This is a genomic window from Bacillus sp. Au-Bac7 (genome assembly GCF_021341655.1).
Classification (GTDB): domain Bacteria; phylum Bacillota; class Bacilli; order Bacillales; family Cytobacillaceae; genus Niallia.
The window spans coordinates 39440-60667 of record NZ_JAJTTG010000002.1; the positions used below are offsets into that span (position 1 = coordinate 39440).

At 39.4% G+C, this 21228-nt stretch carries 20 protein-coding genes; 19 read left to right on the forward strand and 1 reads right to left on the reverse strand.

What is annotated here, in order from left to right; genetic code table 11:
* Positions 1 to 3 precede the first annotated feature (3 nt).
* From LXM54_RS08725 to LXM54_RS08750, 6 genes are all read left to right on the forward strand, one after another.
* Entirely contained in the window at positions 4 to 1620 is a 1617-nt protein-coding gene (locus LXM54_RS08725; RefSeq protein ID WP_233314835.1) for an ABC transporter substrate-binding protein, read from the forward strand.
* An 89-nt stretch (positions 1621 to 1709) separates the two neighbouring features.
* On the forward strand, positions 1710 to 2666 hold the full coding sequence (locus LXM54_RS08730; protein WP_442780434.1) for an iron-hydroxamate ABC transporter substrate-binding protein: 957 nt from the start codon (positions 1710 to 1712) through the stop codon (positions 2664 to 2666).
* 60 nt (positions 2667 to 2726) lie between these two features.
* Complete coding sequence (locus tag LXM54_RS08735; protein ID WP_233314836.1) at positions 2727 to 3737, forward strand: FecCD family ABC transporter permease; 1011 nt, start codon at positions 2727 to 2729, stop codon at positions 3735 to 3737.
* Positions 3738 to 3750: 13 nt separating this feature from the next.
* A complete protein-coding gene (locus LXM54_RS08740) occupies positions 3751 to 4746 on the forward strand; it encodes a FecCD family ABC transporter permease (RefSeq protein ID WP_233315612.1) in 996 nt (331 codons plus the stop codon).
* 9 nt (positions 4747 to 4755) lie between these two features.
* Positions 4756 to 5490 (forward strand): alpha/beta hydrolase, encoded by a 735-nt coding sequence (locus LXM54_RS08745; RefSeq protein ID WP_233314837.1) that lies wholly within the window; start codon positions 4756 to 4758, stop codon positions 5488 to 5490.
* A gap of 341 nt (positions 5491 to 5831) precedes the next feature.
* Positions 5832 to 7238 (forward strand): MFS transporter, encoded by a 1407-nt coding sequence (locus LXM54_RS08750; protein WP_411411380.1) that lies wholly within the window; start codon positions 5832 to 5834, stop codon positions 7236 to 7238.
* A gap of 85 nt (positions 7239 to 7323) precedes the next feature.
* Here LXM54_RS08750 and LXM54_RS08755 read toward each other — a convergent pair whose 3' ends face one another.
* Positions 7324 to 8493: an ROK family transcriptional regulator gene (locus LXM54_RS08755; RefSeq protein ID WP_233314838.1), complete on the reverse strand. Its 1170-nt coding sequence runs from the start codon at positions 8491 to 8493 to the stop codon at positions 7324 to 7326.
* 229 nt (positions 8494 to 8722) lie between these two features.
* Here LXM54_RS08755 and uxaC point away from each other — a divergent pair, with 229 nt between their 5' ends.
* The 13 genes from uxaC (at position 8723) to LXM54_RS08815 (ending at position 21206) form a co-directional block, all read left to right on the forward strand.
* Entirely contained in the window at positions 8723 to 10126 is a 1404-nt protein-coding gene (gene uxaC / locus LXM54_RS08760; protein WP_233314839.1) for a glucuronate isomerase, read from the forward strand.
* 201 nt (positions 10127 to 10327) lie between these two features.
* Positions 10328 to 11173: an AraC family transcriptional regulator gene (locus tag LXM54_RS08765; protein ID WP_233314840.1), complete on the forward strand. Its 846-nt coding sequence runs from the start codon at positions 10328 to 10330 to the stop codon at positions 11171 to 11173.
* Positions 11174 to 11192: 19 nt separating this feature from the next.
* Positions 11193 to 12080: a sugar phosphate isomerase/epimerase family protein gene (locus tag LXM54_RS08770; RefSeq protein ID WP_233314841.1), complete on the forward strand. Its 888-nt coding sequence runs from the start codon at positions 11193 to 11195 to the stop codon at positions 12078 to 12080.
* On the forward strand, positions 12080 to 13243 hold the full coding sequence (locus LXM54_RS08775; RefSeq protein WP_233314842.1) for a Gfo/Idh/MocA family protein: 1164 nt from the start codon (positions 12080 to 12082) through the stop codon (positions 13241 to 13243). The genes LXM54_RS08770 and LXM54_RS08775 overlap by 1 nt, the downstream gene beginning before the upstream one ends.
* A 26-nt stretch (positions 13244 to 13269) precedes the next feature.
* On the forward strand, positions 13270 to 14280 hold the full coding sequence (locus LXM54_RS08780) for a Gfo/Idh/MocA family protein (protein WP_233314843.1): 1011 nt from the start codon (positions 13270 to 13272) through the stop codon (positions 14278 to 14280).
* The gene (locus LXM54_RS08785) at positions 14280 to 15131 is read left to right on the forward strand and encodes a sugar phosphate isomerase/epimerase family protein (RefSeq protein WP_233315614.1); all 852 of its coding nucleotides are present in this window, start codon (positions 14280 to 14282) and stop codon (positions 15129 to 15131) included. Before LXM54_RS08780 ends, LXM54_RS08785 begins: the two co-directional genes overlap by 1 nt.
* Positions 15132 to 15383: 252 nt before the next feature.
* Entirely contained in the window at positions 15384 to 16652 is a 1269-nt protein-coding gene (locus LXM54_RS08790) for a lactate racemase domain-containing protein (protein WP_233314844.1), read from the forward strand.
* 19 nt (positions 16653 to 16671) lie between these two features.
* Positions 16672 to 17442, forward strand: coding sequence for an SDR family oxidoreductase (locus LXM54_RS08795; RefSeq protein ID WP_233314845.1), 771 nt, complete (start codon positions 16672 to 16674; stop codon positions 17440 to 17442).
* Between the two features lie 58 nt (positions 17443 to 17500).
* Complete coding sequence (larE, locus tag LXM54_RS08800) at positions 17501 to 18328, forward strand: ATP-dependent sacrificial sulfur transferase LarE (protein WP_233314846.1); 828 nt, start codon at positions 17501 to 17503, stop codon at positions 18326 to 18328.
* A 73-nt stretch (positions 18329 to 18401) separates the two neighbouring features.
* The gene (gene larB / locus LXM54_RS08805) at positions 18402 to 19181 is read left to right on the forward strand and encodes a nickel pincer cofactor biosynthesis protein LarB (protein WP_233314847.1); all 780 of its coding nucleotides are present in this window, start codon (positions 18402 to 18404) and stop codon (positions 19179 to 19181) included.
* Complete coding sequence (locus LXM54_RS27930; RefSeq protein ID WP_267913334.1) at positions 19162 to 20067, forward strand: LarC family nickel insertion protein; 906 nt, start codon at positions 19162 to 19164, stop codon at positions 20065 to 20067. Before larB ends, LXM54_RS27930 begins: the two co-directional genes overlap by 20 nt.
* A complete protein-coding gene (larC, locus tag LXM54_RS27935; RefSeq protein ID WP_396953821.1) occupies positions 20064 to 20546 on the forward strand; it encodes a nickel insertion protein in 483 nt (160 codons plus the stop codon). Before LXM54_RS27930 ends, larC begins: the two co-directional genes overlap by 4 nt.
* Before the next feature lie 15 nt (positions 20547 to 20561).
* Positions 20562 to 21206, forward strand: coding sequence for a HupE/UreJ family protein (locus tag LXM54_RS08815; RefSeq protein WP_233314848.1), 645 nt, complete (start codon positions 20562 to 20564; stop codon positions 21204 to 21206).
* The last annotated feature ends 22 nt before the right edge of the window (positions 21207 to 21228 follow it).

The window sequence follows — 21228 nt, forward strand, 5'->3', positions numbered from 1 at the left end:
CAAGTGGCAATCATAAAAAATAATAATATTTGGAAAAATTTCTATTTAGACTTGAAGAGCATCAAGCGCATTCACAAGCAAAGCAAGGAAAATAAAATTACGTCTTATTTCGATTTAATATATATTCAGACTGGCAGAGGAACCATTACGATCAATAAAGAAGTGAAGCAATTTGCCAGCCACCAGCTCCTCGTCATCCCGCCAAGCAGTACATATAAACTTACATTTGCTGGTGATGTAGATTATTATCTTATTTCCTTTCAAGTGTTCTTGAAAGACAAGGAGGAAGAGATTCAGCCCTACTTAGACAGCTTGGCATGTATGCAGCAGCAGGTAATACCTTATCATCAAGAGGCGGCAGTACTAATAGAGGAAATGTATCGCCTTGAAGGGGAGGACACCCCTTACCTCCATTTTCTGCAGAGAGCTAGGCTTGATGAGGTATTCTTTCATTTATTGTCCTATAAAAAGCACGACACACCTAATGATACTCTCTTAGCAATCGAGGAAACAAAAAGGTATATGGAAGCTCATTTTCATGAACGCTTAAAGATTGATATGCTGGCACAGCAGGCAGAGCTTAGTCCTAAATATTACTCAGAAATGTTTAAAAAACAATACGGTATTACGATAAGCGATTATATTACGAGATTACGTGTAAATAAAGCTAAACAACTATTGCTGATGACAAAAGACAGCATTCGTTCTATTGCCAGTTCTGTCGGCTATGCGGATGAATTCTACTTAAGCAGAAAGTTTAAACAAGCAGTCGGCATTTCTCCATCGGCATATCGGGAGAAAAGACATAGAAAAATAGCTTCCTATGATTTCGCAACAACAGGACATCTGCTGGCGTTGCAAATACTTCCATATGCAGCCCCCATTCATCCGAAATGGACGCTTGATTATTATGAGCAGTACAAAGATGATATTATCTTCCATCTCGAGTCTTATCGAAAGCATACAGAATGGCGCAAAAACATTGTGAAGCTAAAGAGGGCAAAGCCCCATCTAATTATAGCGAAACAGGAAATAACTGCAGACGAAAAAGCAGAATTAGCTAAAATTGCTCCTGTCTTTTATTATTCAGAGCAGGACAATTGGAAAGATCAGTTTTTTCAGATAGCAGAATATTTGAACTGCACAAAAGAAGCAAAGGATTGGATGGATTTCTATGAAAATCAGGCATTAAGTGCATCTGCGCAGCTAGCTCCATATTTAAGCGGAAAAAAAGGACTAGTCATCAGTCTTTTCAAGGATAATTACTATTTAAACCGCTCTAGAACCATTATAGAAGTAATCTATGAAGAGCTGCAGATAGGCTCTGCACAAGAGAAAGACAAATGGAAGCATAATGAACAAATATCAATAGATACTGTTATGGAAATGCAGCCAGATTTCCTTTTAATGAATATACGCCAGGATGAGGAAACGCTAAAACATTGGGAGACTGTCAGGACATCGGTGCATTGGAACAATATTGAAGCTGTGAAACGCCAGCAAGTTTATTACATCCAATCAGATCCTTGGAATGAATGCTCTGCAAGCTCTCATCTTCGTGTTATTCATAATCTATTAGAATTGATTACGGAAAAAGTACAAGTAAATGAGAGGAAATAATCCATGTTCCAATAAAAGATAGTTTTGTATAATCCTAATTGAAAGTGGTTATCAATATCAATTAGACTATATAAAAGGGGAAGATCTTCGTGAAAAAATATGCATTTATTATAATGTTAGGTATCCTGCTTGTAATTGCAGCTGCCTGCGGAAAAGAAGAGTCTGCAGGTAGCAGTGAAAAACCTGCAGAGGAAGCAAGTGCTGATACGACAAAAACCATTACATTTTTAGATAAAGAATATGAAATTCCAAGCAATAGTACTAAAATTGTTACAGCAAGTCAGGAAGCAATGGAAGATGCAGCTGTGTTAGGAGTTAAACCAGTAGGAGCAGTAGCAACTGGTGGCGAGTTTCCTGCATTTTTAGGAGATTCCATGTCTGAGGCTCAAGAAATTGGTGACAAATTCCAGCCGAGCACAGAGAAGCTCTTGCAATTAAAACCGGATGTCATTCTTGGAACAAGCAAGTTTCAAGCAGATGTCGTGGAAAGCTTAAATAAAGTCGCACCAATGATTCCGATTTCTCATATTTCTACTCATTGGAAGGATAATCTGCTTGTTTTGGCAGAGATTACGGGTAAAACAGCGGAAGCTGAAAAGTACATTTCTGATTACGAAGCAAGTGTAAAGGAAACAAAGACAGCAGTTGCGGAAAAAATTGCTGATAAAGAAGTTGTAATGGTCAGAATTCGCAGCGGTAGCATTTTTATATACCCAGAGAGTGTGTATTTCAATCCAGTACTTTACACTGATTTAGGACTTACAGTACCAGAAGAAGTAAAAGCAGCTAAAGCCCAAGAACAAATTTCATTGGAAAAGCTGGCTGAAATGAATCCTGATTACTTGTTTGTGCAATTTGAGGAATCTGAAAATCAAGAAAATAAAGACGCATTGAAGGATTTCGAAAGCAATGCTATATGGACGAACTTGAATGCAGTTAAAGACGGACATGTATATGTAAATGCAATTGACCCAATGGCAGCAGGCGGTACAGCTTGGAGTAAAACAAACTTCCTAGCAGCTTTTAAGAAAGAATTAGGGCTGTAAAATAACAGTACTTGTCCAGAACTCCTGGACAAGTACTAATTGTATATAAGGTGAATATGTATGTATCAAAAAAAACTGGCAACCTATTTAATTATTATATTATCTCCAATCTTGTTTGCGCTCGTAACGCTTCTTTCCATCCGATATGGTGCAACAGACACATCCTTTAAGGATATTTTTGCAGCTGTTTTCCATTATGATCCAGATAATATGCAGCAGACAATCGTGAGGAGTTCAAGAATACCAAGAGCAGTTGGTGCCTTACTGATTGGGATACTATTAGCTGTTTCGGGAGCATTAATGCAAGGCATCACAAGAAATTATTTAGCATCTCCATCCATAATGGGAGTGACAGACGGCTCTGCTTTTTTTATTACCATTTCATTTATCTTTTTGCCTAATTTATCTTCCTTTCAGCTATTATGTCTTTCATTTTTTGGATCACTGTTTGGCGTGGCACTTGTAATGGGCTTGGCAGCATTCGTGAAAAACGGCTATTCGCCAGTCAAGCTTGCGATAATCGGGACGATTATCGGAACATTTTTAAGCGGTGTATCCTCCAGTCTCGCCTCCTATTTCCAAGTTTCCCAAACAATGAGCTTTTGGTATAATGCGAGGCTTCATCAAATCGATTCACCTTTATTAACGTTTGTTATTCCATTTGCCTTAGTTGGAATTATTATATCGATGTTTTTATCGAAATCAGTGACAATCCTGTCTTTAGGCAAGGATCTCGCGACAGGATTGGGACAAAAGACAAGATGGATTCAGCTGTTATCTATGGCAGCAGTCGGCTTAATGACAGGAATATCAGTGGCATTGGTCGGAAAAGTTGGCTTTATCGGACTGATTATTCCCCATATCACAAGATATCTTGTCGGAAGTGACTATCGGGCCGTTATCCCGTGCGCCGGCATTTTAGGCGGAGTATTTTTAGTTTTCTGTGATGTGATCAGCAGGTTTGTCAATTACCCATTTGAAACACCGATTGGCATCATTACATCCTTCATCGGTGTTCCTTTCTTTCTCTATTTAATTAAGCGAAAGGGAGGAGGCGATCAGCGTGTTTAACAAAAGATTTTACATAACCGTATTTGTTCTGATTGTCCTTATCCTTGCTGCAGGTTATTACAGCATCACAAATGGTGTGTATCCTATCACCTTCTCGCAGTTTTATGAAAGTTTGTTCCGCATACGTCCGCAGGAGGATATTGATTTAGTACTATTTGAATTAAGGCTGCCAAGACTTGTGCTTGCCTTGCTGATTGGCTTTGGCCTTGGTGTTGGCGGTGCGGTCCTTCAAGGCATTACAAAAAATGGACTTGCAGATCCGGCCATTCTTGGTATAAACAGTGGAGCCGGAGCTTTTATTGTTGCATATATGCTCCTTTTTCAAGGAACCTTCTCTGGCGATCAGCTCCTGATGAAGCTGTTAATGCCGCTGATTGGTTTAATCGGCGGATTGTTTGCTGCTACGATTATATTCCTGTTAGCATGGAACAGAATTAGCGGCCTTGATTCCCAGCGTCTGCTCTTAACAGGAATTGCAATCAGCACAGGGTTTGGATCACTGTCCATGTTTCTGTCTCTAAAGATGAAAGCACAGGACTTTGAAATGGCAACTGTTTGGCTTAATGGGACCATCTATAATGCTACATGGACATATGTCATTTCCATACTTCCATGGTTTTTACTTGTCGTACCCTTCATCCTCTTTAAAGCTTACAAGCTCGATTTATTCCGCCTCCAAGAAAATGTCATGAAAGGTCTTGGCATACAAGTGGAGAAGGAGAAGTGGCTGTTGATGGCAGGTGCCGTTATATTAGTAAGTTCATGTGTGGCAGTTTCCGGAAGCATTGGATTTATTGGACTAATCTGTCCTCATATCGCTAGGCTTCTAGTTGGATTGAAGAACCGTCATTCCTTGCTAGTTTGTGGGCTTGTCGGCATGCTGCTTTTGACAGTAGCTGATTATATCGGCAGAAGTGTTGTCGCACCGGCAGAAATATCTGTAGGTATTATACTAAGCATTATCGGAGCACCATATTTCATCTTTTTATTAGTAAAAGCAAAAGTTTAGGAGGCAAGAATGGAAGAGTTAATTGAAAAAACAGTTGGCGGCAGGAAGCTGTACATCTGCTTGCCTCCAAGCTACTATCAAACAGATCAGCATTATCCTGCCGTGTATGTGCATGATGGACACTATTTATTCTCCAGTAATTTGGCTAAGTTAAAAGAGTCTTATCAAGTAAATGAAATCAAAGAAGTGATTCTTATTGGAATGGAGCCTGTTGATAGACTTCATGAATATACTCCATGGCCTGCGGAGAGTTTAGTACCAGCCTTCCCTGATTTTAAGGGGGAAGGAAAAGAATATTTGCATACTTGGGAAGAGTCTATTAAAGCATATATAGATAGTCAATTCCGCACAATACCTGATATGAAGGAAACGGGTATGCTCGGAGCTTCTTTAGGAGGACTAATTACGCTGTTTGCCTTGTTTTCTACCAGTGAGGTAATCGGGAAGTACGGTCTACTATCCCCATCCTTATGGTTTCCAAATATGCTCGAATTTTTAGAGAATGAAGAGTGCTCTCCTGAGAAAAAGAAGCTGTATTTATATGTTGGCAGTGAAGAAGGAAAAGGAAAAACGAATATACAGCAGGAAATGGTTCAGTCTGTGCAAAATGCGAATGGCATCCTTGAACGAAAGGGATTTTCTCAGCAGCAGCTGCTTTTTGAAGTAAGGCAAGCTGCTAATCACCAGCGGGAATACTTTATTGAGCAATTTATGGTGGCATTGCGCTGGCTATATAAGAAATGAAACGATGCTTTTTAAAAGCATCGTTCTTTTTTGTATAAAAATTTAAAAAAGCGCTTTCAAAAAGTGTTTGACGAACGAGTTAGAGGGTGTTAATCTAATAACGACCAATTAATTAGTTCATTAAACAAATTAATTATGGCATCATCAGTTAGTTTGGTCTAGTGTGTTTTATGAAATGTAAGGGGTTACAAATTGTGAAGCAGAGGGGAGGAATAATGTTTTTCTATGCTAACAACGGATTGAATGTTCATAGCTTACAGTACATCTAAAGATAATTGCATAAGCACCGACTGATTTATTTGAAATTTCCGTCTTATAATTACAATTCTGTTGGAGGGATAATGATGGCTCAAACAAACAGAGAGCTAGTAATACCAGATGTAGACAGGAAAGTACAAAAATTTGGAGTTAAAGATCAGTTAGGTTATTTATTTGGTGATTTTGGCAATGATTTCTTTTTTATACTAGTAGGTTCGTTTTTAATGGTGTATTACACAGATGTCTTTGGTCTAAGTCCTGCAATGGTAGGAACGATTTTCCTTATTGCTCGTCTTTGGGATGCAGTTGCAGACGTAACATGGGGCCGTTTTATTGACACGAGAAAGCCAAGTAAAAATGGAAAGTTCAAACCATGGATTTTCAGAATGTCTTTTCCTCTCGTGTTTTCAGGAGTGTTGATGTTTATACATATTCCCGGCATGTCAACAGGCTTCTATGAAGCATATGCCTTTGTGACATATATTTTATGGGGAACATTGTATAGTACGGTAAACATTCCTTACGGATCAATGGCTTCTGTCATTACAAGTGATCCTGTCGAGCGTACGTCTCTGTCAAGTTTCCGAACAATGGGGGCAACTTTAGCTGGGTTAATTGTAAACGTGATAGGACCGTTAATTGTATTTGTCGATAATAAAGCAGATCCTAGCCGTTTTTTTATGGCCGCCATCATTTTTGCAGTTCTTTCACTATCCTGTTATATGGCATGTTACAAGATGTCAACGGAACGTATTACAGAGACAAGAAAGGAAGGCAAAACCTCGCTGAAACGGACATTACAAGGGGTAGGGAAAAACAAGCCGCTTCTGATTATCCTTATTGCTTCACTCGTTTTTATTATGAGCTCTATGTTAAAGGGAGCTGTTGATGTATATTTGTTCAAAAATTATTTTGATAATGCAAAAGCATTAAGTATTTCAGGGCTTATTGCGACAGCTGCCATGTTTATTGCGATAGTAATTGCAAAACCGCTAGTTGCAAGATTTGGGAAAAAAGAAGTGGCAGCAGCAGGCTTGCTGCTTTCCGTAATAGATTATTTGCTGCTCTATTTCTTATCAGATATTAGCGCTAGTCAATTCCTTGCAATCTCTGCAGTTGGAATGTTTGGTTTTTCGTTCTTTGGGATTGTTGTTTGGGCATTTGTCACAGATGTAATTGATTATCATGAATTCATAACAGGCATGAAGGAAGATGGGACGATTTACTCTATTTATTCATTTGCTCGAAAGGTAGGGCAAGCAGTTGCAGGTGGATTAGGTGGAACGGCACTTGCTGCAGTTGGTTATAGTGCGTCATTAGACGTGCAATCAGAAAGCACGTTGCAAGGCATTCATACCCTTGCGACATTGTTGACAGCAAGCTCTTTATTTCTAGTTTTCTTGCTGCTTGTATTCTTATACCCGCTCAGCAAAAAGAAAACGCTACAGCTTGCACAAGATCTTGCTGATAGAAGGAATGCTGCTAAATAAATATGGGAAGGATAGCTGGATTGCAGCTATCTTTTTTTTGCCAAAAGCAAACGAAGCCCCAACTTAGGTGAGGCTTCGTTTAGTCTTAAGCATTGCTTTCAAGAGAAAAATTGAGCATTGGCACATCGAGAAAGTTTTTAATTGCTAATGCACACGCACCTAAAACTACAGCACCTTTACCCAATGGGGAGATTAACAGCCCTTGATAATGGCTGGTGGAAGAGGTCAGATTCGCTTTAATTTTTTCGAGCGAATCAGGATAGATATGCAGCAATTCACTCTCCAGCACAAGTGTATCAGGATTGTACATGTTAATTAAATTATTCAGACCGATGGAAAGGTAGTAAAGAAGCTGTTCCATTAAGTCAATTACCTCTTGGTCGCCGCTTTCAATCCAAGCTTGGATTTGGTCATACGTTAAATCCTCCAGATTTCTGGCTGAAGAAAGCTGTTCAAATATACTTGCTTCAGAAGCATACTTCTCCCAGCAGCCCTTGTTTCCACAATTACAGGGCTTTCCGCCAGGAACGATAATCATATGGCCGGCTTCCCCAGCGAAGCCATCATACCCACGGAAAAACTCATCATTCATCATCATACCGATGCCAATACCAGAGTATAGAGTTGTACACAATAAATAGTCAGTTTCATGGTGCTGATAGACCCTTTCTGCAAAAGAACAGAGATTAGCATTGTTCTCTATATATAAAGGAATGTCTATTTCCTTTTTTAAATCTTCTTTCAGATGGATGTTGCTCCAGTTAAGCCGAGGGACGAAATGTATAATTTCATCCTTTGATACTAATCCGTGAATAGCAATCACAATACCGACAATTCCATATTCGCTTACAGGCGTATTTTCTTGGAAATTCTTTATCTCCTCTATGAGGATATGTAAAATCTTAGCGTAATCATTGGTTTTCAATTCAACAGATTTAGTGGAAACTGGCTGGCCGAGAAGGTCTGAAAGAATGAAGGAGATTTTGCCGCTATCCAAATCAATACCAAGAGCAAAACCTGCACTTCCATTTAAGGAAAGCATAATTGGTTTTCGGCCAACTGAATTATGCTCAAGCTGTGTCTCGACAATTAAACCTTCCTCTAAAAGATCAGCCACTTGAACAGAAATGGTCGCTCTCGTTAAATCTGTAACCTTAGACAAATCTGCTCGTGAGATCATACCTTCTTTAATAATATTTCTTATAATTGAGGAGCGATTAATTCTTTTTATGTATGCTGCATCACCAGTAATCATGTGATCCTCCATTGGTTTTATATATTGATATATTTAATATTAGACTACCCTTATTATACCAGCAACATTTAACAAAACCTCTGTTAAATCTGTAATCTGCATTGACTAACAAATTTAAACATGTTACATTATGTGTGGAATTAATTTGTTTAGTGAACAAATTAATATAAAATAAAATGTAAATGCTTACAATAACTTGAGAAAACATATGAATGGGAGAGGGGAGCATATGAAGAAATTTCTAGATAATGATTTCTTATTAGATACGAATACGGCAAAACAGTTATATGAAAATGCGGCTACCAGTTTACCAATTTTTGATTTTCATTGCCATTTAAATCCGCAAGAGGTTTGGGAAGATAAAACATACGAGAATCTGACAGAGCTATGGCTTAGTGGAGACCATTATAAATGGAGAGTCATGCGTATTCATGGTGTGGATGAACATTTTATTACTGGAGATGCCAGTGATTGGGAGAAGTTTAAGGCTTGGGCTGAAACAGTGCCATACCTGATTGGCAATCCTTTATATCACTGGACACATATGGAACTAAAAATGTATTTTGGTATTGATCAACTGCTTAGTCCACAAACAGCCTCTGAGATATATGAACAGTGCAGCCAATTGCTTAAGACATCGCAATTCACTGCAAGAGCATTGATAAGAAGATCAAATGTTACATTTATCGGAACAACAGATGACCCCATTTCCCCGTTAACATACCATCAATTATTGAATAATGATGAGACATTTAAAACGATCATTGCTCCTACTTTCCGGCCTGATGGGGCACTATTTATAGAAAGACCAGCATTTAGTGAATGGTTAAAAAAATTAGCAGACGCTTCTGGAATTCAGATTGATAATTTAGACAGCTTATTAGCTGCATTGAAAGAGAGAATTGATTTTTTTCATCAAAATCGCTGCTGTGCATCTGATCATGATATCCCTAAGATGGAATATATGGATACGACAAAGGAAAACATTGAAAGCATCTTTCAAAAAGGTATGAAAGGTATCGAGCTGACAGAAGAGGAAACAGGATGCTATCGTTCCTTTTTGTTAAAAGAGCTAGGGAAAATGTATGCGGAAAAACAATGGGTCATGCAATTACATATAGGGGCGATGCGCAACAATAACACAAAAATGAAGAAGCTTATTGGACCAGATACTGGTTTTGATTCAGTCGGAGAAGCTAATCATGCGCAAGCGCTGGCTGCATTTCTTGATGCCCTTGACCAGGAGGGTGCTTTGCCGAGAACCGTTTTATACAATCTTAATCCAAAAGACAATCCCGTACTTGCCGGCATGGTTGGAAATTATTCAGAAAAGGGTGTGTCTGGAAAAATTCAATTTGGTTCAGGCTGGTGGTTCAATGATCATATCGATGGTATGGAAAGGCAAATGAAGGATCTTGCGAATGTAGGGATGTTGAGCCATTTTATTGGAATGCTGACAGACTCACGGAGTTTTCTCTCATATGCCCGCCACGATTATTTTCGCAGGATTGTATGTAATCTTTTCGGTAATTGGGCAGAATCCGGTTTGGTACCATACGATATGGACCTGCTTGAGGAAACAATTAGAAACATTGGATTTCAAAACGCAGAGCGATACTTTTTAGTAAGGTAATTGTTAGCATGCAGGGTGTTTCTAGAAATTTTACTGAAACTGCTTTTAAAAAAGCAATTTCAGTAAAAAAAACAGCAGATTTCAGCATTTTTAGAGAATGTATTATGTTCCAGAAAGCAATACAATAGAAACAGGTTCTTACTTTAATAAAAAAATGATAACGCTTACCAAATGGGGTGGTTTTAGCTGGAGCAATGGATAATGGCCTATTACAGGATGCGAGGAATGGAGACGGCAGGCTTTGAGTTTCATTCACATCACGAATACGAGATATATTTTTTTCACTCGGGAGACTGCAAATATCTAATAAATAACCGGATTTATGAACTGCAGCCGGGAGATATTTTATTGATGGACGGATTAACATTGCATAAACCGAATCCATCGTTAGAAACCCCCTATATTAGAAGTGTCATTCATTTTTCACCAGCTTATTTACAGGAAATTTTGCATGTGCTTGGAATGGAAGCTTTGCTGGACCCCTTTCGAAAACTGAACAACTGCCTCCTTCGAACAGGCTATGATAAGTCAGCAAAGCTGGTGGAAGAGAAAATGAGTCAAATCAGTAGCCTATTTGCAATCCATCATAAACAGGAAAATAATCAACCAGACATATTAGAGGCAGAAGTGAAATTAGAACTTGTACAGCTGCTTGTAGAGATTTACAAAATGAGCAAAAAAGATTTACAGATGTTTCCGGCAAAAAGACCAGAAAAGGAAATTCATGCCGAGATGATAGCATCGTGGATTGATGAGCATTTTACGGAAAAAGTCAGTTTAGACAGATTAGCTAAAGAACGAAATTTAAGCAAATATTATACATCTCATGTCTTCAAGGAAATTACGGGGTTTACGGTGATGGAGTACTTAATGGGCTGTCGTCTTAATCATGCCAAATATTTATTAGAAGTGGAGCCACATCTTCCGTTATCTCAAATTGCGCAGAAATCAGGCTTTGAAAGTATTTCTCATTTTAGCAGGTACTTCAAAGAAAAGGTAGGAAACACGGCAAGAAATTATCGAGCACTAAAGACTGGCCAAAAATAGTTAAGGAGGCTTTATAAAGATGAATAACCTATTGATTTCAGGGTTTTCAGATGAGATTTCTGCTGACTTTAATACACAGCTTGAGGTAGTTAAAAAGCTTGGCATGCATTATATATCCTTGCGTGGAATTGACGGAAGAAATATTGGTGATTTTTCGGTAGATGAAATAAGGGATGATGTTTTACCCCGTTTGCAAAAAGCAGAAATCGGTGTTTCGTCTATAGGATCTCCAATAGGCAAGATCCTAATTGATGACGACAGCGGCTTTGAAGAGCAAAAGCAAATGCTCCACACAATATGCAAGATTTGCAGCTTGCTTGATTGTAAGTATATCCGAATTTTCAGCTTCTATATTCCGAAAGGGGAAGAAGCAGACAAATATCGAGAGAATGTTATTAGTAAATTAAAGGAATTGGCTGCAATTGCTAAATCATATGATATTATTTTGCTCCATGAAAATGAGAAGGATATTTATGGGGATATTGGCCGGCGCTGTAAAGAGATTTTGCATGAAGTAGGCTCAGCTTCTTTTAAAGCAATTTTTGATTTTGCTAATTTTGTACAGTGTGGTGAGGAACCAAAAAAATGCTATGACCTTTTGAAGGATGACATCGTCTATATTCATATAAAAGATGCAGTATCAGAAACTGGACAGAATGTAGTATGCGGTACTGGGCAAGGCAGAATTACAGAAATATTGGAACTGGCAATGGACGAAGGCTATCAGGGATTTTTGACACTGGAACCGCATCTTGTGTTATTTGATTCGCTAAAGGACTTGGAGCTGGAAGAATCGCTTCACTTTATCGAAAACAATGAAGCACTTACAGGAGCGAGTGCCTACAAGCTGCAATATGAGTCATTGCTAGACATTCTTAACCAAATTACAAGTAAGGAGGAAGTATAATGGGCAGCAAAGTGAGATTAGGTGTTATTGGGTTAGGAGCTCAAGGAGGAGCATATGCTGACTTTTTGGCAGAGGGGCGAGTCGCAAATATGGTGCTAGGGGCGATTTGTGATATTGATCCAGCAAAAAAGACAGCAGCAGCTGAGAAGTTTCCTGGTATTCCTTTTTATGATAACTATATTGACATGGTTAAAGGAAGTGAGATAGACGCAATCGTCACATGCGTTCCTCATTATCTTCATCCTGAAATGGCGATTGAAGCATTAAAAAGAGATATTCATGCACTTGTTGAAAAACCAGCAGGTGTTTATACAAAACAAGTCAAAGAAATGAATGATTTTGCAGCAACAAAACCGGAATTAACCTTTGGGATTATGTTTAATCAACGGACAAATCCACTTTACCAAACTTTAAAGAGTTTAATAGATACAGGGGAAATTGGCAACATCCGCCGCACAAACTGGATGATAACAACATGGTGGAGGCCGCAAGGATATTATGACCAAGGAGCATGGAGAGCCACTTGGAATGGTGAAGGCGGCGGTGTCCTTGTGAATCAGGCGCCCCATCAAATTGATTTGCTGCAATGGATTTGCGGGATGCCAAAGAAAGTTTATTCTAATGTGAAATATGGATTTCAGCGCAATATTGCTGTGGAAGATGAAGTAACTGCATTGCTTGATTACGGAAATGGTGCGACAGGTGTGTTCATTACTTGTACACATGATGTAATAGGGACGGACCGTTTTGAAATATTGGGAGACAAGGGGAAAATCGTTGTTGATGACAGTCAGAAAATAACGATTAAACGCCTTGTTAAACCAGAGTCAGAAATGAGTGCTACTATGAGCATGCATGAGGTGACAAAAATATTTATGGGCGGCAATACACAAGAGCTCTATTCAGAAGAGGTGCTAGAATTCGAGAGTGTTTGGGGAGAGCAGCATATCGCTGTTTTGGAAAATTTTGCAGCTAATATTATAGACGGCACGCCGCTCCTTGCCCCTGGTTCTGATGGAATCAATGGGGTTGCACTGGCAAATGCCATTCATCTGTCGAGCTGGTTAGACAAAGAAGTAGAGCTGCCAATTGATGAAGAGGTATATCTAGCTGAGTTAAACAAAAAGATAGAAGCGGAAAAACTAAACCCAATTAAAAGCTGACATGGGTTGCAGGAGGGGAGATTGGAATGCTGAAAGCAGCGGTAATTGGACTTGGTGATATCTCAAAAATTCATCTTGCCGCCATACAGGCAAACCCAGATGTGGAATTAACGGCAGTATGTGATGTAGACCCGAAGCGTAAAGCAATAGTGCCTCATGTGAATTTTTACGAAGATTATGAAGCAATGCTGGCAGAGGAAGTGCTGGACTGTGTACATATTTGCTTGCCGCACTATCTTCACTATCCTGCAACAGTAGCTTGTGTGGAAGCGGGCATTAATGTCTTTCTCGAAAAGCCTATCGCATTGACTCATAAAGAGGGTTATTCCTTAGTGGAACTAGAAAAAAAACATAAGCATGTGAAAATCTGTGTGTGCTTACAGAATCGGTACAATAAAACAGTTGAAGTGCTGAATGAAATGGTTGAAAGCGGCCATTATGGTCCAGTTCTGGGAATAAAGGGGCTGGTTACATGGAATAGGCCAAAGGCTTATTATGACGTAAAACCGTGGCGAGGCAAGATGAAGTATGCCGGCGGTGGCGTAATGATTAACCAATCGATTCATACTTTAGATTTAATGCAGCTCCTCGGGGGAGACATAGATTCAATCAGAGGATCAATCGATCAATTACTTGATTATGAAATAGAGGTGGAGGATACAGCAAGTGCTCATATTCAATTTGCCAACGGTGCCACAGGGTTGTTCTTTGCGACGATTTCATATGAACGAAACTCCAGTGTAGAGCTGCAAGTCACATTTAAGGAAGAAAAATTTACGATTAAGGACAGTATTTTAACAAGAGCTAATGAAGAGGACAAAAAGATAGAATTAGCAACAGATGACAGACTTACTGGGACGAAGTTCTATTATGGAGCGAGCCACGCTAAGCTTATTAATCGGTTCTATCAATGTATTGCATCAGACAGCGACAAGTATACCCATGTGAAGGAAGCCCTTATGTCCATGAAAATGATTGATGCAATCAGGCAATCATCAGAAGAAAAAAGACGTGTCAGAATGGAGGAGCTAAATTGATGAAAAGCGGAAAAATAGGTGTTCAAATGTTCAATTTAAAAAATAAAATAGAAGAATTGGGCGTCTATGAAACAATGAAAAAAATTCATGAGCTGGGCTACCACTATGTAGAAGTCACACAAGTTCAAATGACAGAGGAAAATGTGTCTGAATTGAGAAGAGCAAGCTTAGACTTTAATATCAAAGTCGCAGCGATCAGCGCCCCCCTTGATTCAATGCCAGGGAGCCAAGGTGAATCTTTAACAGCAGATTTTGATAAGATTGTCAGTGATTGTATAACATTAGATTGTAATTTTATTAGAATTGGTATGATGCCTGTTAATTTAATGGGAGATAAAATCAAGGCGATGGAGTATATTACCGAAGCTGAAAAGATGGCCGAACGGCTCAAACAGCATGGAATAGAGCTGTATTACCATAACCATCATATTGAGTTTGAGAAATATGACGGGAAGTGCCTGCTGGATATTATGAGAGAGCAAACGTCCAATCTCGGCTTTGAACTCGATGTTCACTGGGCCCAAAGAGGAGGCGCAAACCCGATAGATGTCATCAATCGTTTTGCCGGGCGTGTCTCACTCATTCATTTAAAGGATTATCGCATCGGACCAATTGATTTAGGAGATTTAAGGGATATGTCCGATTTCATGAGCAAATTTACAGGTAATATTGAATTTGCTGAGCTTGGCACAGGCAATCTGGACATTAAAGCGATTATGGAGATTGGAAAAAAAGCGGGCGTTCAATATTTTCTGATTGAACAAGACGACACATATGGAAGAGATCCATTTGATTGCCTTAAAGAGTCAGGAGACTATTTAAGACAATTAGGGTATGCAGATTTGTTCTGATAATCGGAACCTCATGCTTAATTAATAGTTAGAGGTCCTAAATATTGGGACTTCTTTCTTATTGGTTTTAGTTTGACATCGGATTTAGCATCTAATAAATGATTGACGCAAATTTCCGATAATGATAATATACATTTAATTAATTAGTTTGCTAAACAAATTAATATTTACGTACCAATAGATTCTAAAATTAATATATTTTTAAGGATAAATGGAAGGGTTTACAACGCAGTGGGCTAAGGAGTGATGTAGATGGGTATTCTTGAAGAATTATTAAAAGACATACCAGTCCCAAAAATGGCAAAAGTGAAGGTTTCATTTGATGATAGCAAAATAGATGATCTCGGTTCCGTCTTAATGAAGAAGTTACAAAGTGAGCAAATAGTAAAAAATATTAAATCAGGCATGGAAATAGCCGTTGCTGTCGGAAGCAGGGGGCTAGATCGAATCACCGAGCTTACTGCTGTAACAGTGAAATTTCTCAAAGGTTTAGGTGCAAAACCTTTTATAGTCCCAAGCATGGGCAGCCATGGTGGAGCAACGGCAGAGGGCCAGAGAGCCGTTCTCGAGCATCTTGGTATTTCGAAAGAATCAGTAGGAGCAGAGATTCGTTCCTCCATGGAAGTAGAGCAGGTCGGCAAATTAGCGAATGGTTTACCAGTATATGTAGATAAATATGCCTTGCAAGCAGACGGCATCGTGGTGATTAACCGCATCAAGCCACACACAGCCTTTCGTGGACCTGTTGAGAGCGGCATTATGAAGATGATAAGCATTGGTCTGGGCAAACAAAAAGGTGCTGAGGCCTGTCATCAAATGGGATTTAAATATATGGCAGAAAACGTTCCTGCCATGGCAAAGGTCATTATGAAGAAAACCCCCTTTCTGTTCGGTGTAGCGACAGTGGAAAATGCATTCGATAAAATAGCCACGATGGAAGTGCTGACACCAGAAGAAGTGATTGAAACGGAGCCTGCCTTGCAGATAAAAGCAAAGTCATTATTGCCTAAACTTTTTTTTGACCAGCTTGATGTCCTTGTGATTGATGAAATCGGCAAGAATATTAGCGGTGACGGAATGGATCCCAATATTACTGGCCGCTATCCTACGCCATATGCATCAGGCGGCCCAGATGTAAACAAGATGGTTGTGCTAGATGTCACTCCACAATCAGAAGGAAACGCGAATGGTGTTGGAACGGCAGATTTCACCACACAACGTTTGCTCAACAAGATGGACAGAGAAGGGACGTATGCTAATGGCCTGACCTCCACTGTTGTAGCACCAACAAAAATTGCCACAACATTGCCAAACGATAAAATGGCTCTTCAAGCAGCAGTGAAAACATGCAATATCTTAAACTTTCACGATGTTAAACTTGTTCGCATTAAAAACACCTTAGTATTAAGTGAGATTGAAGTATCTGAAAGCTTACTTGAATATGTGAACAATCATCCTAATATGGAGCAAATTACTGGCCTTTATGAAGTTCCTTTTAATGAGCAAGGCAATTTATTTTAGACGATGAGGAGAGAAATTGATGTCAACACTATTTGATTTAAGCGGTAAAGTGGCGGTTGCAGTAGGAGGAAACGGTGTGTTAGGATCCTCGATGGCAAAGGGCTTGGCAGAACATGGTGCAAAGGTAGCGATTGTTGGCCGCAATTTAGCTAAAGCAGAAGAAATAGTCCACGAAATAATCCAAAACGGCGGCGAGGCAAAAGCATTTTTTGCAGATGTTTTAACAAAGGACTCACTCTTAAAAGCAGCAGACGAAATAGAACAATGGGCTGGCTGTTGGGATATTCTTCTTAATGCACCTGGCACTAATAGTGCAACACCTTTTTTTGAGATTGACATGGATGAATGGGATCGAATCATGGATGTTAACCTAAAAGGGATTGTGTTAACTTGTCAGATTTTTGCTGAGAAGATGATAAAACATGGCAAAAAGGGCAGCATTATCAATATCTCTTCTGTTTCTTCCACAACACCCCTCTCAAGAGTATTCACATACTCGGTTTCAAAGGCAGGGCTCAATAGTGTCACCCAATTTTTAGCTCGTGAATTTGCTCCGTATGAAATTCGTGTCAATGCTATTATTCCAGGTTTTTTCCCGGCAGAGCAAAACAAAAAGATTCTTGATCAAGAAAGGATAGAAGACATAATGAAGCATACGCCGATGAAACGATTCGGGGAAGCAGAAGAGCTTCAAGGTACAGCGGTTTGGCTTGCCTCTGATAAGGCGTCCAGTTTTGTGACAGGCGCTTTGATTAGGGTAGATGGCGGATTTGGAAGTATGACAATCTAATGAAAGAGCGTATCAATGCTTTTGTAAAAAAATCTAGATTAGGAAGGGTGCTAAAGACATGCCTGCAAAAAAATATGAACTTCTAATGTCTATACTTCAGGAAATGAAAACGGTTGTTGTTGCATTTTCAGGAGGTGTGGACAGTACCTTTCTATTAAAAGCAGCGGTAGATGCTCTAGGAACAGAAAATGTTCTGGCAGTAACCGCAGACTCCGAAACATACCCGACAAGCGAGTTGGAAGAGGCGAAGTCACTTGCGGTACATATTGGTGTTAAACATATCCTTATAGAAACCTCTGAATTAGCGATTCCCGGTTACTCGGAAAATACAAAAAACAGATGTTATTTTTGTAAAAGCAGTTTGTTTGATCATATTATTCCAGTTATGGAAGAGGCAGGATTTAACAATGTCATCTATGGGGTCATCGCTGATGATAGGAATGAATTTAGACCAGGCATGAAGGCAGCAAAAGAAAAAGGGATTCGGGGACCGCTTCAAGAAGCGAATTTGTTTAAAGCGGAAATCCGCGAGCTTTCGTATGAGCAAGGACTGCCGACTTGGAATAAACCATCCTTTGCATGTCTTTCCTCAAGAATTGCCTATGGCGATAGGATCACAAAGGAAAATCTTACAAAGGTAGAAAAAGCAGAAGCATTTCTAAAAACACTTCAAATCCGTCAAGTGCGAGTCCGCACCCATCAGGATATCGCCAGAATTGAGGTAGAGCCAGATGATATGAGGAACGTACTGGAAAAAAACAAGTTTATCGTGAGTGCATTGCAGGAATTCGGCTACAAATATATCACTTTAGATTTAATAGGCTACCAGAGTGGCAGCATGAACAAGGCACTAGCAGTAAAGGATAACTCAAACTTTTCTATTTAGAAAAGATAGCACAATATGTGTAAGGTATGCATCTCTAATTTAAATCGAAAAACCATCTCTGAGGGGGACCAACATGCTGGAGGAAATTTTGTCTCAAGTTCAAAGTGGTATGTTAAGCATAAATGAAGCTAAAAAGAAGTTAGCAACATTTGAGAACTTAGGATTTGCGAAAGTAGACCATCACCGCAATAAACGTCAAGGCTTCGCAGAAATCGTCTACGGGGAAGGGAAGGAAGCAAAGCATATTATTTCCATCATCCAATCCTTAAAAAAGCGGAACAATCAGGTTCTCGTGACGAGAGTTTCTAAAGAAAAAGCAGAAACGATTCAAAGCGTATGTCCAGAGTTTATCTATAATAAAACAGCTCGTGTTCTCTATTGGAAAGAACCGATTGAGAGGGAAGCTAAAGCTACCGATAATGGCTATATTGCAGTCATTTGTGCGGGCACATCGGATTTAAAAGTGGCAGAAGAAGCGGCAGTCACAGCAGAAGTGCTCGGAAGTGAGGTGCGTCGCATTTATGATGTAGGAGTTGCAGGAATACATCGCCTGTTCAATCATCTGGAGGAAATCCAGAATGCAACTGTTTCTGTAGTTATAGCTGGAATGGAAGGAGCACTGCCAAGTGTTGTTGGCGGCCTTGTGTCACACCCGGTAATCGCTGTGCCGACAAGCGTAGGCTACGGTGCCAATTTCAACGGCTTATCCGCATTATTAACTATGTTGAATTCCTGTGCATCAGGAATAAGTGTTGTAAATATAGATAATGGCTTTGGCGGCGGCTATAACGCTGTCCTAATCAATCAAATCGCACAGAAAGGAGTAAGAAAAAATGAAAACGCTCTACTTTGATTGTTTTTCTGGAATAAGCGGTGATATGGTAATTGGCGCATTAATCGATGCGGGAGCTGACCCAGAATTCTTAGTTCAAGAACTGTCCAAACTTAAGATGGAAGATGAATACAAGCTTGTATGGAAGAAGGTTGTCAAAAATGGAATCAGCAGCACGAAATTCGACGTAATTTTGGTGGATAATTTAACAGAACATAGTATTGCTGGCGACAGTGGGGACCATAGCCATAAACACACACACAGCCACGACGATGATCCTAACCATGAGCATTCACACAGCCACGACGATAATCATAACCATGAGCATTCACACAGCCACTACGATGATCATAGCCATGAGCATTCACATCATCACAATCATAATCATAGTCATCAACACCGCTCTTATAAGGACATTGTGGAGCTTATACAGAGCGCTGACTTTTCTGATGATATTAAAAATACAGCATTGAAAATATTTGAGAAAATTGGCCGAGCTGAAGGACATATACATGGTATGCCCTTAGAACAAGTGCATTTTCATGAGGTTGGTGCAGTAGATTCCATTATTGATATTGTTGGGACTGCTATCTTAATCCATCATCTGGAGGTTTCTGTCATTAAGGCTTCCGCTCTCCCTGTTGGCACTGGCAGAATTAAGATTGATCACGGGATATATCCTGTACCTGCTCCTGCAACCCTGGAAATTCTGAAAGAAATTCCAATTGAACATACTAAAATTCGGGGCGAGCTGACTACTCCGACAGGTGCCGCTATTGCTGCCGCATTGGCAGACGAATTTTGTGCATTTCCATCTATAATGGTGCAATCTATCGGTTATGGTGCTGGCACAAAAAATTTTGCTGAACATCCAAATGTTCTGCGTGTAATTATTGGGGAGCAATGATGGATAATCTAGTTCATCCTTCTAATGAGGAGCATATCGATAGAAATATGATTAAAGTGGAAGTGAACTTAGATGATATTTCTGGGGAAGTGCTCGGTTATGTAATGGATTTATTGTTCGATGCTGGAGCCAACGATGTTTTTTATACTCCTATTTACATGAAGAAAAATAGACCGGGAATACTGCTGCAATTGTTGTGTTCACTGGAAAAACTAGCAGAAATAGAAAAGGTTCTTTTTATAGAAACTACCACACTCGGTGTACGTTATTATCCAGTTACTGTCCATCGGCTTGAAAGAAGATTTAGATATGTTGAGACAGAGTGGGGGACAGTAAAAGTAAAAGAGGGCATCTTGCAAGGACAGATTGTGCAGCGGGCGCCAGAGTATGAAGAGTGTAAAAAAATAGCAGTGCACCATCAAGTTCCACTGAAAAGAGTATATGAACAAGTGTGGCGAAATGGGGAAGTCAGGGAATAAAGGGGGGAGCCTGTGATGATTTTTCAATTCATATCTGTGTTATTTTTAGGATTAATACTTGGCATAAAGCATTCATTAGAACCAGATCATATTATAGCTGTATCTACTATTGTCAGTAAGGATAAACGACTTTCCAGATCAACTTTAGCAGGCGCCTTTTGGGGAGTTGGCCATACAGCAACATTATTTGTTTTTGGAATATTGATTGTATTGCTAAAAGGGGAACTTGCTGATAAATGGGTAATGACCCTCGAATTTATAGTTGGTATAATGCTCGTATATTTAGGCAGCAAAAATATTTTTTTTGATAAAATCAAGAATATTAATAAGCAAGCTGAACGGACTTCACTTATTAAAGTTACTTTTATAGGAATTATTCACGGTCTTGCAGGAAGTGCAGCTATGGTAATATTAACGATGTCAACCGTCTCTTCTGTTTGGCAGTGTGCCTTGTACATACTCGTTTTTGGAATAGGAACAATTATTGGAATGCTCGTTTTTACCACAATTATTGGCATACCATTTGTGTATAGCACGAAAAGTGTTCGGACAAATAAGCTGCTAGTAAGATGTGCTGGGTCGATAAGCTTTGCATTTGGTCTTTATTATATGTACTCAATCGGGATAACAGATGGATTGTTTAGTCTCTGGATAAAATAAATTCGTATATAGAAAAAGATAG